At 62.6% G+C, this 19,186-nt stretch carries 22 protein-coding genes; 11 read left to right on the forward strand and 11 right to left on the reverse strand.

Annotated elements, in window-relative coordinates:
• Window positions 1-107 precede the first annotated feature (107 nt).
• Window positions 108-1,151 (reverse strand): UDP-glucose 4-epimerase GalE, encoded by a 1,044-nt coding sequence (gene galE, locus N7568_RS11765; protein ID WP_261610019.1) that lies wholly within the window; start codon window positions 1,149-1,151, stop codon window positions 108-110.
• 80 nt (window positions 1,152-1,231) lie between these two features.
• Between galE and N7568_RS11770 the strand changes: the two genes are divergently transcribed.
• Together N7568_RS11770 and N7568_RS11775 are read left to right on the forward strand one after the other, a co-directional pair.
• The gene (locus tag N7568_RS11770; RefSeq protein ID WP_261610020.1) at window positions 1,232-1,858 is read left to right on the forward strand and encodes a TetR/AcrR family transcriptional regulator; all 627 of its coding nucleotides are present in this window, start codon (window positions 1,232-1,234) and stop codon (window positions 1,856-1,858) included.
• A 98-nt stretch (window positions 1,859-1,956) separates the two neighbouring features.
• Window positions 1,957-2,568 (forward strand): hypothetical protein, encoded by a 612-nt coding sequence (locus N7568_RS11775; protein WP_261610021.1) that lies wholly within the window; start codon window positions 1,957-1,959, stop codon window positions 2,566-2,568.
• 20 nt (window positions 2,569-2,588) lie between these two features.
• Here the strand turns inward: N7568_RS11775 and N7568_RS11780 are convergent, their stop codons facing one another.
• Entirely contained in the window at window positions 2,589-3,431 is an 843-nt protein-coding gene (locus tag N7568_RS11780) for a hypothetical protein (protein WP_261610022.1), read from the reverse strand.
• 13 nt (window positions 3,432-3,444) lie between these two features.
• Window positions 3,445-4,470, reverse strand: a complete 1,026-nt coding sequence (gene dapD, locus N7568_RS11785) for a 2,3,4,5-tetrahydropyridine-2,6-dicarboxylate N-succinyltransferase (RefSeq protein ID WP_261610023.1) — start codon at window positions 4,468-4,470, stop codon at window positions 3,445-3,447.
• A gap of 95 nt (window positions 4,471-4,565) precedes the next feature.
• Between dapD and dapE the strand changes: the two genes are divergently transcribed.
• Window positions 4,566-5,690: a succinyl-diaminopimelate desuccinylase gene (gene dapE, locus N7568_RS11790; RefSeq protein ID WP_261610024.1), complete on the forward strand. Its 1,125-nt coding sequence runs from the start codon at window positions 4,566-4,568 to the stop codon at window positions 5,688-5,690.
• Between the two features lie 66 nt (window positions 5,691-5,756).
• Here the strand turns inward: dapE and N7568_RS11795 are convergent, their stop codons facing one another.
• The 4 genes from N7568_RS11795 to N7568_RS11810 form a co-directional block, all read right to left on the reverse strand.
• Window positions 5,757-6,650, reverse strand: a complete 894-nt coding sequence (locus N7568_RS11795; RefSeq protein ID WP_231337910.1) for an amino acid ABC transporter permease — start codon at window positions 6,648-6,650, stop codon at window positions 5,757-5,759.
• Complete coding sequence (locus N7568_RS11800; RefSeq protein ID WP_172322943.1) at window positions 6,647-7,297, reverse strand: amino acid ABC transporter permease; 651 nt, start codon at window positions 7,295-7,297, stop codon at window positions 6,647-6,649. Before N7568_RS11800 ends, N7568_RS11795 begins: the two co-directional genes overlap by 4 nt.
• A gap of 93 nt (window positions 7,298-7,390) precedes the next feature.
• The gene (locus N7568_RS11805; RefSeq protein ID WP_231337911.1) at window positions 7,391-8,266 is read right to left on the reverse strand and encodes a glutamate ABC transporter substrate-binding protein; all 876 of its coding nucleotides are present in this window, start codon (window positions 8,264-8,266) and stop codon (window positions 7,391-7,393) included.
• Window positions 8,267-8,341: 75 nt separating this feature from the next.
• Window positions 8,342-9,097: an amino acid ABC transporter ATP-binding protein gene (locus N7568_RS11810; protein WP_261610025.1), complete on the reverse strand. Its 756-nt coding sequence runs from the start codon at window positions 9,095-9,097 to the stop codon at window positions 8,342-8,344.
• A 163-nt stretch (window positions 9,098-9,260) separates the two neighbouring features.
• On the opposite strand from N7568_RS11810, the gene N7568_RS11815 reads away from it, so the two are divergent.
• The 4 genes from N7568_RS11815 to N7568_RS11830 all read left to right on the forward strand — a co-directional run bounded on the left by N7568_RS11815 (window position 9,261) and on the right by N7568_RS11830 (window position 12,136).
• Complete coding sequence (locus tag N7568_RS11815) at window positions 9,261-10,100, forward strand: TIGR00730 family Rossman fold protein (RefSeq protein ID WP_261610026.1); 840 nt, start codon at window positions 9,261-9,263, stop codon at window positions 10,098-10,100.
• Between the two features lie 18 nt (window positions 10,101-10,118).
• On the forward strand, window positions 10,119-10,460 hold the full coding sequence (locus N7568_RS11820; protein WP_261610027.1) for a DivIVA domain-containing protein: 342 nt from the start codon (window positions 10,119-10,121) through the stop codon (window positions 10,458-10,460).
• A 77-nt stretch (window positions 10,461-10,537) separates the two neighbouring features.
• Window positions 10,538-11,740 (forward strand): hypothetical protein, encoded by a 1,203-nt coding sequence (locus N7568_RS11825; protein WP_261610028.1) that lies wholly within the window; start codon window positions 10,538-10,540, stop codon window positions 11,738-11,740.
• A 228-nt stretch (window positions 11,741-11,968) separates the two neighbouring features.
• A complete protein-coding gene (locus N7568_RS11830; protein WP_064721643.1) occupies window positions 11,969-12,136 on the forward strand; it encodes a DUF3117 domain-containing protein in 168 nt (55 codons plus the stop codon).
• A 103-nt stretch (window positions 12,137-12,239) separates the two neighbouring features.
• Here N7568_RS11830 and N7568_RS11835 read toward each other — a convergent pair whose 3' ends face one another.
• Window positions 12,240-12,872, reverse strand: a complete 633-nt coding sequence (locus N7568_RS11835) for an O-methyltransferase (protein WP_261610029.1) — start codon at window positions 12,870-12,872, stop codon at window positions 12,240-12,242.
• A 235-nt stretch (window positions 12,873-13,107) separates the two neighbouring features.
• On the opposite strand from N7568_RS11835, the gene sigE reads away from it, so the two are divergent.
• From sigE to N7568_RS11850, 3 genes are read left to right on the forward strand one after another with little or no spacing between them, the layout of a single operon-like run.
• Window positions 13,108-13,731 carry an RNA polymerase sigma factor SigE gene (gene sigE, locus N7568_RS11840; protein ID WP_261610030.1) on the forward strand — a complete coding sequence of 208 codons (624 nt, stop codon included), beginning with the start codon at window positions 13,108-13,110 and terminating at the stop codon, window positions 13,729-13,731.
• 37 nt (window positions 13,732-13,768) lie between these two features.
• Complete coding sequence (locus tag N7568_RS11845; RefSeq protein WP_261610031.1) at window positions 13,769-14,653, forward strand: hypothetical protein; 885 nt, start codon at window positions 13,769-13,771, stop codon at window positions 14,651-14,653.
• Between the two features lie 31 nt (window positions 14,654-14,684).
• Window positions 14,685-15,086 carry a Sec-independent protein translocase TatB gene (locus N7568_RS11850; protein ID WP_261610032.1) on the forward strand — a complete coding sequence of 134 codons (402 nt, stop codon included), beginning with the start codon at window positions 14,685-14,687 and terminating at the stop codon, window positions 15,084-15,086.
• A 37-nt stretch (window positions 15,087-15,123) separates the two neighbouring features.
• Here the strand turns inward: N7568_RS11850 and N7568_RS11855 are convergent, their stop codons facing one another.
• Genes N7568_RS11855 through N7568_RS11865 form a run of 3 tightly spaced genes read right to left on the reverse strand, consistent with a single transcriptional unit; the run spans window position 15,124 to window position 18,251 of the window.
• Window positions 15,124-16,251 carry an Mrp/NBP35 family ATP-binding protein gene (locus tag N7568_RS11855; RefSeq protein ID WP_261610033.1) on the reverse strand — a complete coding sequence of 376 codons (1,128 nt, stop codon included), beginning with the start codon at window positions 16,249-16,251 and terminating at the stop codon, window positions 15,124-15,126.
• A 4-nt stretch (window positions 16,252-16,255) separates the two neighbouring features.
• Complete coding sequence (locus tag N7568_RS11860) at window positions 16,256-16,987, reverse strand: DUF1003 domain-containing protein (RefSeq protein ID WP_261610034.1); 732 nt, start codon at window positions 16,985-16,987, stop codon at window positions 16,256-16,258.
• Window positions 16,968-18,251: a magnesium transporter MgtE N-terminal domain-containing protein gene (locus N7568_RS11865; RefSeq protein WP_011775428.1), complete on the reverse strand. Its 1,284-nt coding sequence runs from the start codon at window positions 18,249-18,251 to the stop codon at window positions 16,968-16,970. Before N7568_RS11865 ends, N7568_RS11860 begins: the two co-directional genes overlap by 20 nt.
• Before the next feature lie 76 nt (window positions 18,252-18,327).
• Between N7568_RS11865 and N7568_RS11870 the strand changes: the two genes are divergently transcribed.
• Window positions 18,328-19,143, forward strand: a complete 816-nt coding sequence (locus N7568_RS11870) for a general stress protein (RefSeq protein ID WP_261610035.1) — start codon at window positions 18,328-18,330, stop codon at window positions 19,141-19,143.
• Window positions 19,144-19,186 lie beyond the last annotated feature (43 nt).

A 19,186-nucleotide genomic window follows, 5' to 3' on the forward strand; every position in this document is an offset into this window, starting at 1 on the left:
CACACCCCCCCCCCCTCCCCCCCGCCAATCCCCACACACCCCCCGGCCCCCCCCCCCCCCGCGCGGGGGGGCCGCCCGCCGTCGTTAATGACTGAGGCGTTGCTCGCCTAAGCGTTGTTCGCTGCGGAAGTCGCAGCAGCAGCGTTGTACCCGAAGGGGTTGTTCTTCTGCCAGCGCCAGTGGTCCTCGCACATCTGGTCCACGGTCTTCGTGGTGGACCATCCAAGGTCAGCCAGTGCGGAGGAAGCGTCCGCCCAGAAGGCGGGAAGGTCGCCGGCGCGGCGGCCGGTGATCTCATAGGGAATGGGCTGGCCGACGGCCTTCTCGAAGGAGCGCAGCACTTCCAGGACGGAGGAGCCGCGGCCGGAGCCGAGGTTCCAGCGACGGACGCCAGCGCGCTCAGCGATGTAGTTCAGGGCTGCTACGTGCCCATCTGCCAGGTCCACCACGTGGATGTAATCGCGCTGGGCGGTTCCATCGGGGGTGTCGTAGTCGCCGCCAAAGACCATGAGCTTTTCGCGGCGTCCCACGGCTACCTGCGCGATGAAGGGGACAAGGTTGTTCGGAATGCCCTGCGGGTCCTCACCGATGCGGCCGGACGGGTGGGCGCCCACCGGGTTGAAATAGCGCAGCAGTGCGATATGCCAGCGGTCGTCCGCGTTGCCCAGGTCAGAGAGGATGTCCTCGATCTGTTCCTTGGTGCGGCCGTAAGGGTTGTTGGCGCCGATTTCCATCTTCTCGATGTAGGGGATCGGGTTGTGCTCGCCATATACCGTGGCAGAAGAACTGAACACGATGGAGCGCACGTTGTGCTTGTCCATGGCGCGGAGCAGGTTCAGGGTGCCCACAATGTTGTTGTAGTAGTAGGCGAGCGGTTCCTGGACGGACTCGCCCACGGCCTTCAGGCCCGCGAAGTGGATGACGGCGTCGATCTGGTGCTGGTCGAACACGGCCTCCACGGCGGGCTCGTCCACGAGGTCCACCTGATGGAAAGCGGCGGTCTTGCCGGTGAGCTCCGAGACCCGGCGGAGGGATTCCTCGCTGGAGTTCACGAGGTTGTCAAGCACGACGACGTCGTGGCCGGCTTCCTGAAGGGACAAAACGGTGTGGGAACCGATGTAGCCGGTGCCACCCGTGACAAGAATTTTCATGGTTCCTACGCTATCGGAAATCGGAGCCACGCCGCTCTGTGTTGAGCGGTGTTGAAGCACGTTCGTGCTAAAAACTATTAGTGCCCAAAATAGTTGATGCCGAAGCCCGGCGCCTTGACGTTGTCCACGCTGTATTCCGGATCATTGCCAGCGATGGCCTGGAGCGGGCCTCCCTCAGGGAAGTAGCTGACGAGGCAGGACTGGCTGTCGGATCCGTAAGGCACTATTTCGCCAGCAGCGACGAACTGCTGGTTTTCTCCTTTGGCGCTGTGATCGACCGGATTGCCGGCCGGTTGGAATCGGCCATGACAGTTGTGGAAGAAGAGTCTCCGGGCAGCCCCGAACAGCAGGCCGCTGTGTTGAATCTCCTTGGCCAGTTCCTGCCCTTGGACGAGGAACTCGCAGTGGACGCCTGCGTTTGGATGGCGTTCAGGCACGCTGCCCGCATCAAACCTGTCCTGGCAGCCGAAGCCGAGCGCAGCCACCGCACAGTAGCCGCCGTCGTCGGGCGTTTGATCATGCTACTGAGCCCCGGAGGAGCTGACGCGCAGCAAACACTCGTCACTGAAGCCGAGCGGCTCCTGGCGACCATGGACGGCCTGTGCATGCACGCGCTGCTGCAGCCCGAGTGGATGACCGCCGAGATGTGCAGCGACGTGCTCACGGCGCATCTGCGATCGCTGGACGGCGTGCCTGCTGCCCGCTGATGGCCACCTCTACCAAGCAGTGCGTCCGCCCCACTACCGTCGGGACCTAACGGGAATAGACTGGGAGTTGTCGGGAACCTGCCAAGGGAGGAATTCGGATGCATGAGTCGGGCGGCCCGGGATGGCGCATCACCATGGACACGTCCGGGCCGATGCTCATTGCCCTGTATCTGCGCGATGTGGCGGGACTGGACGGTGCCGGTAAACCGAGTCTGTCCCACGCAGCACCAAAAGTTCGGCATGCAGACCACACCCACCTCACCTCTGATGTAGGCGGTGTCCACGCCCTCAAGACGGAGTGGGAGGCATGGTGGGAGAAGCTGGTGAGGTCCTATCCGAACCCGGCTCATGAGCTCTCGCCACCAAGCTTCAAGGCGTTCGGAAATTCCCCTGCACTTCAACGGGTCTTGCAGGCGCACTTTGGCGCCGCCCTGGGCTGGGCCACGGACAGGATTGACGAGTACGCCGATCTTGAGGCAGCACGGGAAGCCAACGGCGTGACTCATGTCTTGAACGAAATGGTGGAAGACCGGCTCCTGGAAGTCGGCCGCAGTTCACGCGACTTCGATCTCACCATCATTGAGCTTCCCCTCAACGAACCCCGCGCCTGGTACCTGGAACCCAGCACCATGATTATGAGCCACAGGTTGCTGTCCGAGCCCGACGTGTTCCGCAGCTACGTCCAGCCGGTGGTGGAGATCCTCGCCTGAACGACGTCGGGAAGCAGTGCTTAGGTGGTGGGCGCCGACACCGTAACGGTGACCGTTTCAGAAGGTGCGGCCGAGGCCTGCCACCCATTCCGCTTCTCGCGGTTCCACGTCTGTCCGCCTACGTCCACCTGCGTGATGGACAAGGACTTGGCATTCGCCACGGCCCAGTGGGCAACTGCCCACGCCTGTGTCCCCGTGATGTCCAGCTGGACCGTACGGCCCTGCACCGTTGCCGCTTGGGTGCCGAACGCCGTCGTGATTTCATCCACGACGGCGGCAGGGTCACCTGCTGCGTCGGGCATGCGCAATTCGCAGTCCAGCGATGATTCAGAGTGCCCTGTAAGGGCCGACGCGAAAGCGCGGCCCATGCCCTCGTGCTGGGCGTAGGCGCGGGGGAAGGCCGACCGTTGGACAGCTTGGGCTGCCTGGGTGATTTCCATGGTCTCGAAACCGGGCACTTTGACCAGCCCGTCGTAGAACGCGTTGCTTGCATAGACAGGGTCCATGACTTGGGCCTCGGTGCCCCAGCCTTGCGATGGCCTCTGCTGGAACAGGCCACGGGAGTCGGGGCCCGCCTCATCGCCGTAATTGATGTTCCGGAGCCGGGATTCCTGCATGGCCGTTGCAAGGGCTATGCTCGCCGCCCGGGGCGGCAGCCCACGTTGGACGGAGATAGCGGAGATCAGCGAAGCGTTCGCCGTCTGGTCCGTGGCAAGCTGATGGCTGTCTGAACCCACGACGGCGACACAGCGCTCCGTGACCAAGGTCTCGGAGCGCTGCAGCACAGCAACGATCGCGTAGATGGCACCTGCTACGAGGGCCAAAGCCAGCACCGCAACGATGGCGCGGCGGAACCGGCGCACGAATGTCCTCCTGCTAGTTGGCGTGAAGGGCCTCGTTGAGCTCTACCGTCTGGCCCTTGCGCGGAAGGACTTCCACGCCGCCGGTGGTGGAGTTGCGGCGGAACAGCAGGTTGGGGACCCCGGAGAGTTCCACGGCCTTGATGATCTTGCTGGTGTCCTCGCCGTTCTCGTCCTTGGGACCCGGAACGCGGACGCGGGTACCGGCGGTGACGTACAGGCCGGCCTCCACTACGGAGTCATCACCGATGCTGATGCCCACGCCGGAGTTGGCGCCGAGCAGAACACGCTCGCCCAGGGCGATCTTTTCCTTGCCGCCACCGGAGAGCGTGCCCATGATGGACGCTCCGCCGCCAACGTCAGTGCCGTCGCCGGCCACGACGCCGGCCGAGATGCGGCCCTCCACCATGGAGGTGCCCAAGGTGCCTGCGTTGAAGTTCACGAAGCCTTCGTGCATGACGGTGGTGCCCTCGGCGAGGTGCGCACCCAAGCGGACGCGGTCGGCGTCGGCTATCCGCACGCCGGTGGGGACAACGTAGTCGACCATGCGCGGGAACTTGTCCACTCCATAGACCACCACGTTGCCGCGCTTACGCAAGCGGGCGCGGGTCAGTTCGAAACCATCAACGGCGGCCGGGCCAAAGTTGGTCCACACGACGTTGGGCAGCTTGCCGAAGACGCCATCCAAGTTGATGCTGTTCGGCTTGACCAGGCGGTGGGAAAGCAGGTGCAGGCGCAGGTAGGCATCGGCAGTGTCTGCCGGTGCGGCGTCGAGGTCGATCTGCGCGAAGACCACTTTCTGCTCCGTGCCACGATCGGCATCCTTGCCGTCGTTGGCCAGTGCAGTCAGCGCGGGATCGGCGTTCTCAACGTCGCGCAGGGTATCTGCCGCAACACCAAGTGCGGGTGCGGGGTACCAGACGTCCAGCACGGTTGCTTCCCCGGAAGCCGAGGTGGCGATGGTGGCGAGGCCGAAGCCATAAGCCGATCGGGGGTTGGCAGGCGCGGTTGCGGGCACAGCAGAGGAAGCAGTTTCAGTCATGGGCCAAGTCTATCCAGCAGGCAGAGGTCGGTTAAAACCTGTCTCATGCCGTAGAAGTCGCATTTGTGGTTGTTTCCGGGGATTAGGCTGGACGGGTGACCTTGAACCCTGCTCCCGCCCTCCTTGACCTGCGCCAGGACGTTGCCTTGCTGACGGCCGCGATCATTGACTTCAATAGTGTCTCCGGCAACGAGACCGAACTGGCAGACGCCGTCGAGACCGCATTGCGTGCCATCCCCGCCTACACGGTGGTCCGGGATGGTGACGCCATCATCGCCCGAACCGAACTCGGCCGCGCTGAACGCGTCATCCTCGCAGGGCATTTGGACACTGTTCCCCTGCCCACGGTTGACGGATCGTTGGGCACAGTACCCGCTACCTGGGAGTCCGGCGTTCCCGGCGAAGGTGTGCTCTACGGCCGCGGGACCACCGACATGAAAGGCGGCGTCGCGGTGCAGCTCGCCCTCGCGGCAACGCTGTTCGACGACGGCCGGGAGCCGGACAAGGACGTCACCTTTGTCTTCTACGACCATGAGGAAGTGGAGGCGGTGAAGAGCGGCCTTGGCAGGTTGGTGCGCAATCACGGCGACTTGCTAAATGGCGATTTTGCCATCCTCCTGGAACCTACGAACGGCACGGTGGAAGGCGGGTGCAACGGAACCAGCCGTTTCGAAGCCACCACCATCGGCGAAACAGCTCACTCTGCGCGAGCATGGATGGGCGTTAACGCGATCCATGCCGCGGCCACCATCCTCGCCCGGCTAGCGGCCTACGAGCCACGCACTATCTCCGTGGAAGGCCTCGACTACCGCGAAAGCCTCAACGCAGTGAAAATCAATGGAGGCACAGCCGGGAACGTCATCCCGGACCGCTGTGTGGTGGAGATCAACTACCGCTTCGCTCCGGACAAGACACCGGACCAAGCCGAAGCGCACGTCCGCGAGCTGCTGGAAGGCTTCGACGTCGTCCGCACAGACGCTGCCGCGGGCGCGCGCCCGGGCCTCAACCACCCCGCCGCCGCGTCCTTCGTTGCCGCAGTGGGCGCTGAGCCCAAGCCCAAATACGGTTGGACCGACGTCGCGCGTTTCAGTGAACTTGGCATTCCGGCGGTGAACTTCGGACCAGGCGACCCGCTGCTGGCGCACAAGGACAACGAACACGTCGACGCCGATGCCATCCGTGAGTGCCTCCGCGCACTGCGGACCTGGCTGGCTGGCTAAGACGTACGCAGACAAAGAAGAAGGTCCGCAGCCTGGTGGCTGCGGACCTTCTGGCTTGGTGCAGGACTACGCCTTGTTCGGGCCTTCGACGGAGTCCTTGGCGATGGGGTCGTTACCGCCCACCACGAGCCCTGTCCGGAGGCTGGGGGGAGCCACGCCGCCAGCGGCCTTCTTGGAGCCACGGCGTTCGATCAGGATGGCGATCCGTGAAACGGTCAGGTTGATCAGGATGTAGATCGCAGCACCGACGAAGAAGGCCGGGAACAGGAAGTCCGGGCCCAGGAAGTCGGCCATGATCTGGATTTTCCGCAGAAGTTCCTCGTAGCCAACGATGTACCCGAGGGAAGTGTCCTTGAGCAGGACCACCAGCTGGGCGATCAACGACGGCAGCATCCGGCGGACGGCCTGCGGGAATTCGATGGACATCCGCGACTGGAAGCTCCGCAGGCCAATGGCCAGGCCGGCTTCACGTTGTCCCTTCGGCAGGGACTGGATGCCTGCACGGAGGATTTCGGCGAAGATGGCGGCGTTGTAGAGCGTTAGGCCCACCACTACAGCTTGGAACTGACCGGTTGCGAAAACCAGCAGAACGAACAACATCATGAGGACCACGGGCATGCCGCGGAGGAACTCGAGGACCACCTGGGTTGGAATACGGATCCAGGCGATCAGGGAGATTCTCAGCAGGCAGAGGGCTATGCCCAACGGGAAGGCAATGATTGCTGCGACTGCAGCTGCAGCCAGCGTGGAGAGAATGCCTTGGCCGATCAGGCTCCAGACATCCGGGGCCATGGGGCCGTAGAAGATCTCCCAGCGGTCTGCGTCGAAGATGCCCTGCTGAGCCAGAGTTGTGACGGCAATGGCAAGGACACCGAGGATGATCAGGATTCCGGCTGCGGATCCCAGGAGCGAGTAAAGGCGGGCTTTGGGCCCGGGGACGTCGTACAGGACCGAAGTCATCGGGCAATCGCCACCTTTCGTTCAACAAAGTGCGCCAGAAGACCCAGAGGCACCGTGATCAGGAGGTAGAAGAAGGCCACCCCGAGCAGGATCCAGAGGACTTGGTCTCCGTAGTCGTTGGAGAGCTGGCGGCCGTAGCCGAACAGCTCGAGGACGAAGAACGCGCCGGCTACCGAAGAGTTCTTGACCAAGGCGATCAGGATATTGATCAAAGGAGGTATGACGGTTCGGACGGCCTGGGGAAGCACAATGAAGCCCAGGACCTGGGTGAATGTCATGCCGATACTGCGGGCAGCTTCTGCTTGGCCCACCGGCACGCTGTTGACACCGGAACGGACTGCTTCGGCGATGAAGGCTGCCGTGTAGCTGCTCAGCGCGATGATGGCGGCGACTTCGAATTGCTCGAATTTGACGCCCAGCCGGGGGAGAACGATGGCTGCGAAGAAGAAAATGATGGTCAACGGGGTGTTACGGGCGACTTCAACATAGAACATGCTGAAACCGCGGAGTGCAGCCACGGGGGAAACCCTCATGGCCGCCAGGAGTGTGCCGACAATGAGGGCAATGATTCCTGAAATTACGGAGAGATAAAGGGTTCGGAGAAATCCGTCCCAGTATTCGGGGAGGCTTGCTATGACGGCGTCCATGGCTTCCTTTGACTGCAGCTAATCAGGGAACAGGGTCCTGGAGTGGTCAACTGCCGCCGTCCGGAAGGGGCGGCGGCAGCTAACGGATCCCGACTAGTAGCGGTTGATCGCAGGAAGTTCAGGAGTGGTCTTGATGACCTTGCCTGCGGTGGCTTCCCAAGCCTTCTTGTATTCGCCGTCCTTCTGGAATGCTTCGAGCTGATCGTTGATCCAGTTGCGGAAGACGGTGTCGTCCTTCTTCAGGCCGATGCCGTAAGGCTCCTTGGTGAAGGTCTCGTCCGAGGCGAGCTTGAAGGCGTCCGGTTCCTTGTCCACGTAGCCGGCGAGGATCACGTTATCCGTGGTTACTGCAACTACCTGCTTGTTGCGCAGCGGCTCCAGGCAAGCGGTGTAGGTGGCGGCCGGAACAACCTCTGCGCCGTACTTCTCTGCGATGGTCTTTGCCGGGGTGGAGCCCGTCACGGAGCAGACCTTCTTGCCGGAGACGTCTTCAGGCTTGGTGATGGAGTTGTCGTCCTTGTTCACCAGCAGGGCCTGGCCGGCTTCGTAGTAAGGTCCGGCGAAGGCAACCTTCTCCTTGCGGGCGTCGTTGATGGTGTAGGTGGCGATGACCAGATCAACGCGACCCTGCTCAATGAACGATTCACGGTTCTGGGAGACGGTCTCTACCCATTCGATCTTGTCGGCAGGAATACCCAGCTTGGCGGCGATTGCCTTGCCCATTTCGACGTCGAAACCGACAGGCTTGCCGTCAAGGCCCTTCTGGCCGAACAGGGGCTGGTCAAACTTGGTGCCGATGGTGATCTTCTGGGCTTTGTTCAGCTTCTCCATCGTGGTGCCGGCTTCGAAGCTCGCCGAGGCCACAGGGGTAGAGGTGGTGCCGCTGCCGCCACATGCGCTCAGCGAGAGGGCGAGCACGGCAGAAGCGGCCACCAGCAGCGACTTCCTCCGGGTAATGAAAGCCTTCATGACATTCCTTTCTTAGGTTGGCCGTCGTTCGGCCTGGGTGAGGTCTTTACGGCCTGGGGTGCGGGCGATAAGGAGCTAGTGGGTCAAAAGCTTGGACAGGAAGTCCTTGGCACGGGTGCTCTTCGGGTTGGTGAAGAATTCCTCGGGAGTTGCGTCTTCCACGATCTGGCCGTCAGCCATGAACACCACACGGTCAGCAGCCTTGCGGGCAAAGCCCATCTCGTGGGTGACCACGATCATGGTCATGCCCTCCTTGGCCAGCTGGATCATGACGTCCAGTACTTCGTTGATCATCTCGGGGTCAAGCGCGGACGTGGGCTCGTCGAAAAGCATGACCTTGGGCTTCATGGCGAGGGCCCTGGCAATTGCCACACGCTGCTGCTGGCCACCGGAGAGTTGGGCGGGCAGCTTCGGTGCCTGATGCCCAACACCGACGCGCTCAAGGAGAGCCATGGCTTCCTTGTCCGCCGCAGCCTTGGCGACTTTCTTGACCTTGATGGGTCCCAGCGTGACATTCTCAAGAATCGTCTTGTGGGCAAAAAGGTTGAAAGACTGGAAGACCATTCCGACGTCGGCACGAAGGTGCGCGAGATCCTTGCCTTCTTCTGGAAGCTTCTTGCCGTCGATGGCGATATCGCCGTCGTCGATCGTTTCCAAACGGTTGATCGCACGGCACAACGTGGACTTACCGGAACCGGAAGGCCCGATAACCACCACCACTTCACCCTTCTTGACCTGAAGGTTAATGTCCTTGAGGACGTGCAATTGACCGTAGTGCTTGTTGACGCCATTCAGGGAGACGAGGGCATCGCCGGACGCTTGAGTAGTCATACGACGAATCTAGCGAACAAAGAAGCAAATATGACCACGGTCACGGCAACTTCCTGAAGATCGTGACTGAACAGAAACCTGCCCCACAGCGATATACCAGACTGCAATGCAAGAAGCGGGTCGCGGCGACAGAGCAGGCACCCATAGGCGCTAGCCTTGGGCAATGAGCATCAGCCAGCACCCAGTACCCCACTCCGATGCCAACGGCCACGTCAAGGCGGCCCATGTGCCTTTACCTTCGGAGATTGCCCCGGCCAAGCACAAAGGCTCCCTGGAGCTTCGGCGCAAACAAGCGGATACGGGCATGTCGGACCAGCATTTGCTGGATACGAGTGGTGCCGGACAGTTCATTCACACCGATCCGTGGCGTGTCCTGAGGATTCAGAGCGAATTTGTGGAGGGCTTCGGGGCCCTTGCTGACCTGGGCCCGGCTGTCAGCGTGTTCGGTTCCGCACGTACAAAGCCGGGAACCGAGTACTACGAGATGGCCGTGGATGTTGGTCGCAAACTTGCCGAAGCGGGCGTCGCGGTGATCACGGGCGGCGGGCCTGGTTCCATGGAAGCGGCAAACAAAGGTGCCGTGGAAGGCAATGGAGTCTCCGTGGGTCTCGGCATTGAATTGCCGTTCGAGCAGGGCCTCAACCAGTGGGTGGACCTGGGCATCAACTTCAGGTACTTCTTCGCCCGTAAGACCATGTTCGTCAAATACGCCCAGGGCTTTGTTGTCCTTCCTGGCGGGCTGGGCACACTTGACGAGCTCTTCGAAGCCATGGTTTTGGTTCAGACCCGCAAGGTGACGTCCTTCCCCATTGTGCTGCTGGGCGTTAGGTTCTGGGGCCCGATGATCGAATGGATCCGGGAAACGCTCGTGGCCGAGGGAATGGTTTCGGAGAAGGACCTCGACCTGATCCAGTTGGTGGATGACCCCGCAGACGCAGTGCACCGCGTCCTGCACGGAACGCCACTTCCACCGGCCCCCAACGGAAACCAACGCCCGGAATAAGGGAGCGTTTCTGGCACGATGGACCATGTGAGCTTTTTCCTGGTGTTTCTCGCGATTGTCCTCATCGGTGCGGCGCTGTACCTCGGAGCCGGAATCGTTCGGGGGCGCTCGATCGGAGCGGGCCTTGACGACCCCGTGCCCAACCTGCCCCCGGTGGTGCTTCCGTCCGAGGCCAAGCCGTCCGACGTCGATTCCCTGCGTTTCGCCCTGGGGCTGAGGGGATATCGGATGGATCAGGTTGACCAGGTCCTGGACGAGCTCCGGGACCAGCTGCGGGCCAAGGACCGTGAGATCGAAAGACTCGGTGCGCTGGCACAGCATCCACTGGGCGACGACGAAACCAGCCGGACCCAACTGTGAGCCAACAGGCTCCGACCCGGGATGGACAAGGACCCACGGCCCGGATTTCACATGCGTTCTCAGCTGCTGGTTCAAGAATGGCCGGGTGGCCGTGGTGGCTGCAGGTTTCCTTGGTCTTCGTCGTGGCCAGGCTGGTCAGCGCCTGTATCTTTATGGCTGCCGCGATTCACCAGGGGACCAACCCCTGGTTCCCGCCTGCTCCGGACTACTGGAACTTCGTCACCATATGGGACGGACGGTGGTACCAGGAAGCCGCCGACAACGGCTACCCTGCAGACCTCCCGGTGGATGCGAACGGCGTGGTCAAGGAGAACGCCTGGGCTTTCTACGCCCTGTTTCCCCTCCTGGGCCGCGGTCTTTCTGCCATCACAGGAATAGGGACCCTGCCCGCCCTCACCCTGATCGCCATGATGGCCGGCCTGGGCGCAGCCTTGGTGATTTTCAAGCTCTTCCGGGAGTTCGCGGGCAGGCGCGAAGCCATGTGGGGCGTCATCTTCGTTTCCACGTTTCCGGTGTCCGCGATTCTCCAGGTCCCATATGCCGAATCCCTGAATCTGCTGCTGTTGTCTTCCTCGTTGTTGCTCGTGGTCCGGCGCCATTACCTTGCCGCCATCCCCGTAGTGCTCCTGATGTGCCTGTCGAGGCCCACTGGAGTGCCGTTTGCTGCCATGGTGGGGCTGCTCCTCCTGTACCGGCTCTGGCAGCGGTTACGTTCGACGACATTGACGCCGGTTGTTGGGGGTGGGGGTGCATCTGCTCACACATCGACGCGCAGCCTGTTGTCGTTGGCGGCCCTGGTGGTCGTTACAGGCCTCGGTGCTCTTGCCTGGCCGGCTATCGCCTGGGCAGTGACGGGGGACCCGGCAGCTTACACACGAACCGAAACTGCCTGGCGCGGACACGACCTGGTGCCGTTCAAGCCGTGGTTCGACACCGGCCGGATGCTGTTCGGTCCGGTTCTCGGAGTGCTGGCGCCCTTCGTCTTCACGGCCCTCTTTGTGCTGGTCATGATCTCCAAGCCCGTGAGGGCCATCGGCACGGAACTTCGGCTGTGGTGTGCCTGCTACATGGGTTACTTGCTGGTGTTCCTGCATCCCCAGACGAGCACCTTCAGGATGCTGCTGCCGCTGTTCCCGTTGGCGCTCGGTGCAGTCCTGTTGTCCAAATCCAAGGCGTACCGGGGGACAGTGGTGGCTATGTTTGTCCTGCTCCAGATTGTCTGGGTGGTATGGCTGTGGGCATGGGCTCCTTTGCCCGGCGGTGGCGACTATCCGCCCTGACGTGGAGCTTTGCCGGGGAACGGCAATATGTACAAAGACCGCACAAATGCGCAGTTGATTTCGCTACGGACGGGTAAGTACGGGATAATGGACTACGAGCAAGGACAAAGCACCTAAAAGTGCCCGGCCAAGGCGGCCTCCCAAGCGGTGCCGCCGGCTGCAATTGCGACGCGGATCCAGCCCGGCCGGGTTGGGCGTGACTTGGGACAAATGGAGGGGATTTTCCTAATGGCGGCTATGAAACCACGTACTGGCGACGGCCCTATGGAAGTTACCAAAGAGGGACGCAGCCTTATCATGCGTGTGCCGCTCGAAGGCGGAGGACGACTTGTGGTCGAGCTCAATGCCGCCGAAGCGGAAAACCTCAAGGAATGCCTCGTAGGTGTGACCGAATAGAATTACGGAGCAGGGCCCGGCGGGAGCCGGGGCCCTGCTTTTGTTTAAGGACACAGCCCATTAGCGGCCCATTTGGGGCACGCCCAAAAGATGAACGGGCAGCCTACTTCTTGACAGCTACCAATAGCCCGTCGCCGGTGGGCAGCATCGCCGAAGCCAGCCGTTCGTCGTCGCGAATTGCCTTGCCAATCTGACGCAACACGACTGTTGTGGAGTCCCGCGCTGCCGGGTTGGCTACGCGGTCCTTGTCCAGGGCGTCGTTGATGACCAGCGTTCCGCCGGACTTGAGCAGGCGGATCGCCTGTTCCACGTACTTGGGAAAGTTCGGCTTGTCGGCGTCGATAAAGACGAGATCGTACGCGGAGTCGGTCAGGCGGGGCAGGACGTCTGCCGCCCGCCCCGAAATGGTTCGTGTGCGGTTGGCTGGGCTGCCGGATTCCAGGAATGCTTCCCGCGCAGCCTTGAGGTGTTCGACGTCCACGTCAATGGTGGTCAGGACTGCCTGCGGACTCAGTCCACGCAGCAGGCACACACCAGACACTCCGGCACCCGATCCGACCTCAACCACGGTTTGTGCCTTGGAAGCCGCAGCCAGCACTGTCAGTACGGCACCCACGCCGGCGCTGATGGGCGTGACTCCAAGCTCGAAAGACCGCTCCCGGGCGCGCAACAAGACGTCATCCTCAGCTGGCAGATCTTCTGCGTAGGACCAGCTGCTTGACTTGTCGGCACTCATGAAGGGTTCGCTTTCCGCGGGTAGGGGTGTTTCTACCAGACTACTGTGTCCGGCCCCGTATCCCCGCTGTTGCACAGCTGCCCGGCAGCTGTGTCCAAAGACGCATTCAGCCTTGCGGAGAAAAAGCGCTCCAGTCAGGAAATTCCCAGACAACCTTGGGATGATATTGCTCCGGTCATCCATGAGGTGGACGGCACCGAAGACTCGGTGAACCACAGTTTGAGGGGAGTGGACGATGCCGGCATCGCATGCTGCGCCAGTCCAAACATTGGAAAGCACTGAGGCTGTTGCTGATTGGGTCATGCCCAGCTGGGAGGAAGTGGTCGCCAACCACTCCGCCAAGGTATACCGCCTCGCCTATCGCCTGACCGGCAACAAGTTCGACGCCGAGGACCTCACCCAGGAAGTTTTTGTCCGGGTGTTCCGTTCGCTGGAAAACTTCAAACCGGGAACCTTGGACGGCTGGCTGCACCGCATCACCACCAACCTGTTCCTGGACCAGGCCCGTCGCAAGAGCCGGATCCGCTTCGACGCGCTCGCTGAGGATGCTGAGTCCCGGCTCCCCGGCCGGGAGCCCGGTCCTGAGCAGAGCTTCGAGCACAACAATCTTGACCTCGATGTCCAGCGCGCGCTGGAGGAACTTCCGCCTGACTTCCGGGCCGCTGTCGTGCTGTGTGACCTTGAGGGCCTTTCATACGACGAAGTGGCAGAGGCGCTCGGCGTTAAGCTGGGCACCGTCAGGTCCCGTATCCACCGCGGCAGGACCATGCTTCGCGAGAAACTTGCCCACCGTGACCCCCGTCCAGCGGATGCCCGCAAGCCGCGCCTGAAGATGCCCCGCATCGCAAGCATTCTTTAGGTCGTCGATGCCTCGACGTCCACTTCGTCCGGGAGCCTTGTCCCGGCGCACATTGGTTGCCCTGCGCCATACGCGCCTCCCGGAACATCTGCAGGTCTGCGCAGAATGCCGTAACGCCTTGCACCGGGAGCGGCAGTATCTTGAACGCCTGCGTGGTGCATCTGTGCCCGAAGCGAGCCAGGACCTCGCCTCGCGGTTGATCCAGCACACCGAAAGACTGGCCAAAGAGCCGGACCCGCCGTTCTCTCCCCAGCCATCCCATAACGGGCTATGGCGGGGGCTTCGCGTTGCAGGCGTTGCGGCAGGCACGCTGACCCTCAGCGCCGGGGCTATTGCAGCCTCGGCCTATGTCATCGCCGGTGATGGTGAACCGGATGTCCGCGCCGGAGCGAGCGAGATTGGGGCACTCGCCGGCGCGTGGACGGGCACCCCGGCCGACACCACAGTGGGACCCGCTTTCCGGGCCGGCAGTACAGTCAGCCTGACTGCTGCCCAGCTGGAGGAGCTGCGGGAAGACGGGTGGGCCTGCCCCGAACTGACCGGGATGGGCTTCCAGGTGGTGTCCGCCCAGGCGACCATGCGCAATGGCCACCCGGCGGTGGAACTCAGGCTCGAAAGTGGCGGGCATTACGCGACCATTGTGGAAGAGCACCTCCCGTCGGATCACTCAGGGCGTGGACGATCTTCGTCCGCACAGCTTTCCGTTACGCAGGGAGTGCCGTGGAAGGCTGTCTACTCGATGCCGGCGGCCGTGATCAGCTACGCTTCGGACCTCCCCGCGGAAACTGCGGATGATGCCGTCCCCGAAATTGTCCGGGCAGGCGAGTCCATGACCCTTGTACCATCCAACGAAGGCTCGGAGGCGTGGTACGGGAGAGTACTGCGCGGGCTCCAGACCCTTCTCCGTCCCGCCGGTTTATGAGCGACACCACAGACAAGGTAATCTTCGTAGCGTGTTTGGAATCAACGGCCCGGAGTTCATACTCCTTCTGATTATCGGCGTACTCGTCATCGGTCCCAGCCGGTTGCCCGAATACACTCAAAAGCTCGCAAACCTGGTCAAGGAAGTCCGCCGAATGGCGTCGGGTGCCCGCGAACAGATCAAAGAAGAAGTCGGCATCGATATTGATGAGGTCGACTGGAAGAAATACGATCCCCGCCAATACGATCCCCGGCGTATCATCAAGGACGCACTTCTCGACGACGACACCAAGCCGGTGAGCGCGGGAGCGCCCGCCGCTGTGGCGACTGCCGCCGCCGCTGAGTCGGCAGAGACCAAGCCGAAGGCCCCTGTCCGGGTCATTGAGAGGCTCGCCGAGGGTGAAGCAGCGCCCTTCGACTCCGAAGCCACCTGATCCGGGTTACCCGGCTGCCGTAATTGCGCGGCGGGCGTCAGCGCGGCTGAATTCCCAGCGGCAGGCCTGACAGTCCACGAGGCCGTGAGGCCAAGGCCGAGGCAACCGCCTCCATGGCCTTCGCAGCGGGAGTTTCGGGAGCTGCCAAGACTACGGGCTTGCCGGCATCTCCACCCTCCCGCAGACGGATGTCCAAAGGAATCTGGCCCAGGAGCGGCACATCGCTGCCCACGGCAGCGCTCAGCCGCTCAGCCAGGATGGCGCCTCCGCCACTTCCGAACAATTCCATCCGGCCGCCGTCGGGCATTTCCAGGAATGACATGTTCTCGATAACGCCGGCGACTTTCTGTCCCGTCTGCGTGGCGATGGTACCTGCCCGTTCAGCAACATCCGCGGCAGCCGCCTGCGGCGTGGTCACCACCAGGATCTCTGCGTTCGGCAACAACTGTGCCACCGAAATGGCGATGTCGCCCGTGCCGGGAGGCAGGTCAAGGAACAGGGCATCGAGGTCACCAAAGTAGACGTCGGTGAGGAACTGCTCCAGGGCGCGGTGCAGCATGGGACCGCGCCATGCCACCGGCTGGTTGCCTGCGACGAACATGCCAATGGAGATGACCTTTACGCCGTAAGCCACAGGGGGCAGGATCATGTCGTCCACCTGCGTGGGCTTTTGCGTGATCCCCATGAGGGCCGGTACCGAGAATCCGTGCACGTCGGCGTCCACGATGCCCACCCGGAGGCCCTGGGCGGCCAGTGAACAGGCGAGGTTGACGGTGACGGACGACTTGCCCACTCCGCCCTTTCCGCTCGCTACGGCGTATATCTTGGTCAACGAACCCGGCTTGGTGAAGGGTATGCCGCGTTGGCCTCCGGGCCCGCGGAGTTGTTCCTTGAGTGCATCGCGTTGGGCCGGCGTCATGACCTTCAGTTCCACGTCCACGGCGGTCACGCCGGGCACACTGGACAACGCCGCCGTGGCGTCTTCCGTGATGGTCTCGCGCAGCGGGCACCCGGCAATGGTCAGCAGGACAGCCACGTGGACGGCGCCCGCGTCGTCGGAAGTCACCGATTCCACCATCCCCAGCTCCGTGATGGGGCGGCGGAGCTCGGGATCAATGACGGTTGCCAGGGCAGCGTGGAGCGCCTCGGCAGATGTGGTGCTCATACGGTCAGGCCCGGCTTTCAGGGTTATCGGGAGATGGCTTGGCGGTGGAATGCTGCGGACCTGCGGACCGCGGCGGGCGGACCTTCGGAATCTGCTGTGTGCGGGGTCCGCGCGATTTGTCGCGCTTCTCTTTCAGCTTTTCCTTGACCTTCTCCCCGGGCGACTCCGTGCCATCCGTGGAACCTTCGCTCTCGCGGAGTTCCTCCTGGGCGTCGATGAGGTCTTCCAGCAGGCTCCTGAGCTCGGTCCGGACATAGTCACGGGTGGCTACTTCGCGCAGGGCGATGCGGAGGGAGGCCAACTCCCGGGTGAGGTACTCGGTGTCGGAGAGGTTGCGTTCGGCACGCTGGCGGTCCTGCTGAAGCGAGACACGGTCCCGGTCATCCTGCCGGTTCTGGGCAAGCAGCAGGAGGGGAGCTGCGTAGGAGGCCTGGAGGGACAGCATCAGGGTCAGCAGGGTGAAGCCCAGCTCCATCCGGTCGAACTGCCAGTCGGTGGGCGCGAACGAGTTCCACGCAAGCCAGAACACACAGAAGACCGTCATGTAGACAAGGAACGTGGGCGTGCCCATGAAGCGGGCGAAACCCTCCGTTGCGTTGCCGAAGGCGTCCGGGTTGGGCGAGAACTTGGGAAGGATCCGCTGCCGGCCGCTCAGGGGCGTGTCCAGGCTGCTGCCCGGGCGTCCTGTGGACTTGGTGGAACGGGTGGCGTTGTTATCAGCCAATGCGGCCTCCAAGTTTCCTTATAGGGGCATCGTCCTCGTGGGCGCGCCAGTCATCCGGTAACAGGTGATCCAGCACGTCATCAACAGTCACCGCCCCCACAAGGCGGCCGTCGTCGTCCACGACTGGAAGTGAATTCAAGTTATACGTGGCCAAGGTCCGGGCTACTTCGCTGATGTGGGCCTGGTCCGAAAGGGGCTCAAGGTTTTTATCGACGAGGTTGCCCAGCGGTTCCGGCGGCGGGAAACGCAGAAGCTGCTGGATGTGCACCACGCCCAGGAACCGGCCGGTGGGCGTCTCCAACGGCGGGCGGGCGATGAAGATCGATGAGGCCAGCGCAGGTGAGAGTTCCTCTCGGCGGACGTGGGCCAGGGCCTCGGCCACAGTGGCTTCGGGGGGCAGGATGACCGGTACGGGAGTCATCAATCCACCAGCTGTGTCTTCGTCGTATTCCAGGAGACGGCGAACGTCCTCGGCTTCTTGTGGCTCCATGAGCTGAAGCAGCTCTTCGGCCTGCGCGGACGGCAGCTCGGCGAGGAGGTCGGCAGCGTCGTCGGGGTCCATCTCTTCAAGGACGTCTGCGGCGCGTTCAACGTCCAGCGCGGAAAGGATTTCCACCTGGTCGTCCTCCGGGAGCTCCTGGAGGACGTCGGCGAGGCGTTCATCCTGAAGCTCGCTGGCTACTTCGAAACGCCGTTTGTCGCTCATTTCCTGCAGGGCTTCGGCAAAGTCGGCGGGCTTGAGGTCCTCGTGGGTGGCAACGAACTGTGTTGCGGCCTGGGGCTCGTTGTGGGCACCGGTCTGGGCGTCGGCCCAATCGATGATGAGAGTCTCGTTGCGGCGGAGCCTGCCAAACGGTGACAAGGAGTGTCCGCGGCGGACGAACAGTTTGCTGACAAACCAGTCTTTTGACCGGTGCTGGTCCATGGCGATGTCTTCGATGGTGGCGTCACCGCTGCCGTCGGCCAGTGTCACGCGGCGGTCGAACATCTCTGCCACCACTAGTGTTTCGGCACCGCGCTGCTCGAAGCGGCGAAGATTGACCAAGCCTGTGCAAATGATCTGGGTCTGGTCGATGGAGGTAATCCGGGTCATGGGGACGAAAACCCGTTTCTTGCCTGGTACTTCGACCACGATGCCCACCACGTGGGGAGCGCCACGGGTCCCGCGGGAGAGCACCACGACGTCGCGCAAGCGGCCCAGACGATCGCCCAGGGGGTCGAAGACGTCCAAGCCGAGCAGGCGCGCGACAAAGACGCGTGAAGGATGTGTGCTCATGTTTACAGGCTACCGAGTCTGCTCTCTTTTAGCTGAATTCCAGCCGCTACACATGTCCATGAGACACAATGGGGCTATGTCTAACATTTTTGGTGCTCCCAAAGCCGTTGAGGAATCACGCAGCGTCCCCCAAGGCGACACTGTGGGCTCATACACCTCGTATTTGGATGCCCAGAAGGCGGTGGACTACCTCGCGGACCAGCAGTTCCCGGTTCAGCTGGTGTCGATCGTGGGCAACGACCTCAAAATGGTGGAGCGGGTGACCGGCCGCCTGAGCTATCCGAGGGTGGCTTTGTCCGGTGCGTTGAGCGGTATGTGGTTCGGCCTTTTCGTGGGCGTCATGCTCTCCTTCTTCACTCCGGCCGGCGGCCCGTTCTCCATCATCACGTCAGTCCTGATGGGCGCGGCATTCTTCATGCTGTTCGGAATTGTCACCTATGCCACGCAACGCGGCAAGCGCGACTTTACGTCCACCAGCCAGGTAGTGGCCACCAACTACGACGTCATCGTCGCCGTGGAGGCAGCAAACGAGGCCCGCCGCTTGCTCCAGCAGCTGCCCATGAACCCGTCGCAGGCAACCACGGCCCAACCCGCGAATTACAACCCTCAGAACACCCCACTCCAGCAGCCCGGCCAAGCGCCTGAGCGGCCCTCCGCGTGGAACGACCCCTACGGGCAGCGAGGTCCCGCAGCCGAAGGCCAAGGTGCTCCGGAGGGAGCGGCCGGCGCTGAGGCACCCGCCCAGCCTGCCCAGACTCCGACGCCGGCAGCCGTACGTTACCCGGACCTGCCTGACGGCCGTCCGCAGTATGGCGTCCGGGTCACCGATAGCCAGAACGCACCGCAGGAAGACGGACAGCAGTCCAGCAACGAAGGTTCGCCCAAGCAGTAAATGCGGGAACCATAAAGGGAAGGCCACCGGAAATCTCCGGTGG

This window comes from Paenarthrobacter aurescens (assembly GCF_025421775.1).
Classification (GTDB): Bacteria; Actinomycetota; Actinomycetes; order Actinomycetales; family Micrococcaceae; genus Arthrobacter; species Arthrobacter aurescens_B.

Excerpts from the sequence above, each read along its gene's own strand:
- galE (WP_261610019.1), bottom strand. The coding sequence starts at position 1,151 with ATGAAAATTCTTGTCACGGGTGGCACCGGCTACATCGGTTCCCACACC.
- N7568_RS11775 (WP_261610021.1), top strand. The coding sequence starts at position 1,957 with ATGCATGAGTCGGGCGGCCCGGGATGGCGCATCACCATGGACACGTCC.
- dapD (WP_261610023.1), bottom strand. The coding sequence starts at position 4,470 with ATGACTGAAACTGCTTCCTCTGCTGTGCCCGCAACCGCGCCTGCCAAC.
- N7568_RS11795 (WP_231337910.1), bottom strand. The coding sequence starts at position 6,650 with ATGACTTCGGTCCTGTACGACGTCCCCGGGCCCAAAGCCCGCCTTTAC.
- N7568_RS11800 (WP_172322943.1), bottom strand. The coding sequence starts at position 7,297 with ATGGACGCCGTCATAGCAAGCCTCCCCGAATACTGGGACGGATTTCTC.
- N7568_RS11805 (WP_231337911.1), bottom strand. The coding sequence starts at position 8,266 with ATGAAGGCTTTCATTACCCGGAGGAAGTCGCTGCTGGTGGCCGCTTCT.
- N7568_RS11810 (WP_261610025.1), bottom strand. The coding sequence starts at position 9,097 with ATGACTACTCAAGCGTCCGGCGATGCCCTCGTCTCCCTGAATGGCGTC.
- N7568_RS11815 (WP_261610026.1), top strand. The coding sequence starts at position 9,261 with ATGAGCATCAGCCAGCACCCAGTACCCCACTCCGATGCCAACGGCCAC.
- N7568_RS11820 (WP_261610027.1), top strand. The coding sequence starts at position 10,119 with ATGGACCATGTGAGCTTTTTCCTGGTGTTTCTCGCGATTGTCCTCATC.
- N7568_RS11825 (WP_261610028.1), top strand. The coding sequence starts at position 10,538 with ATGGCCGGGTGGCCGTGGTGGCTGCAGGTTTCCTTGGTCTTCGTCGTG.
- N7568_RS11830 (WP_064721643.1), top strand. The coding sequence starts at position 11,969 with ATGGCGGCTATGAAACCACGTACTGGCGACGGCCCTATGGAAGTTACC.
- N7568_RS11835 (WP_261610029.1), bottom strand. The coding sequence starts at position 12,872 with ATGAGTGCCGACAAGTCAAGCAGCTGGTCCTACGCAGAAGATCTGCCA.
- sigE (WP_261610030.1), top strand. The coding sequence starts at position 13,108 with ATGCCGGCATCGCATGCTGCGCCAGTCCAAACATTGGAAAGCACTGAG.
- N7568_RS11855 (WP_261610033.1), bottom strand. The coding sequence starts at position 16,251 with ATGAGCACCACATCTGCCGAGGCGCTCCACGCTGCCCTGGCAACCGTC.
- N7568_RS11865 (WP_011775428.1), bottom strand. The coding sequence starts at position 18,251 with ATGAGCACACATCCTTCACGCGTCTTTGTCGCGCGCCTGCTCGGCTTG.
- N7568_RS11870 (WP_261610035.1), top strand. The coding sequence starts at position 18,328 with ATGTCTAACATTTTTGGTGCTCCCAAAGCCGTTGAGGAATCACGCAGC.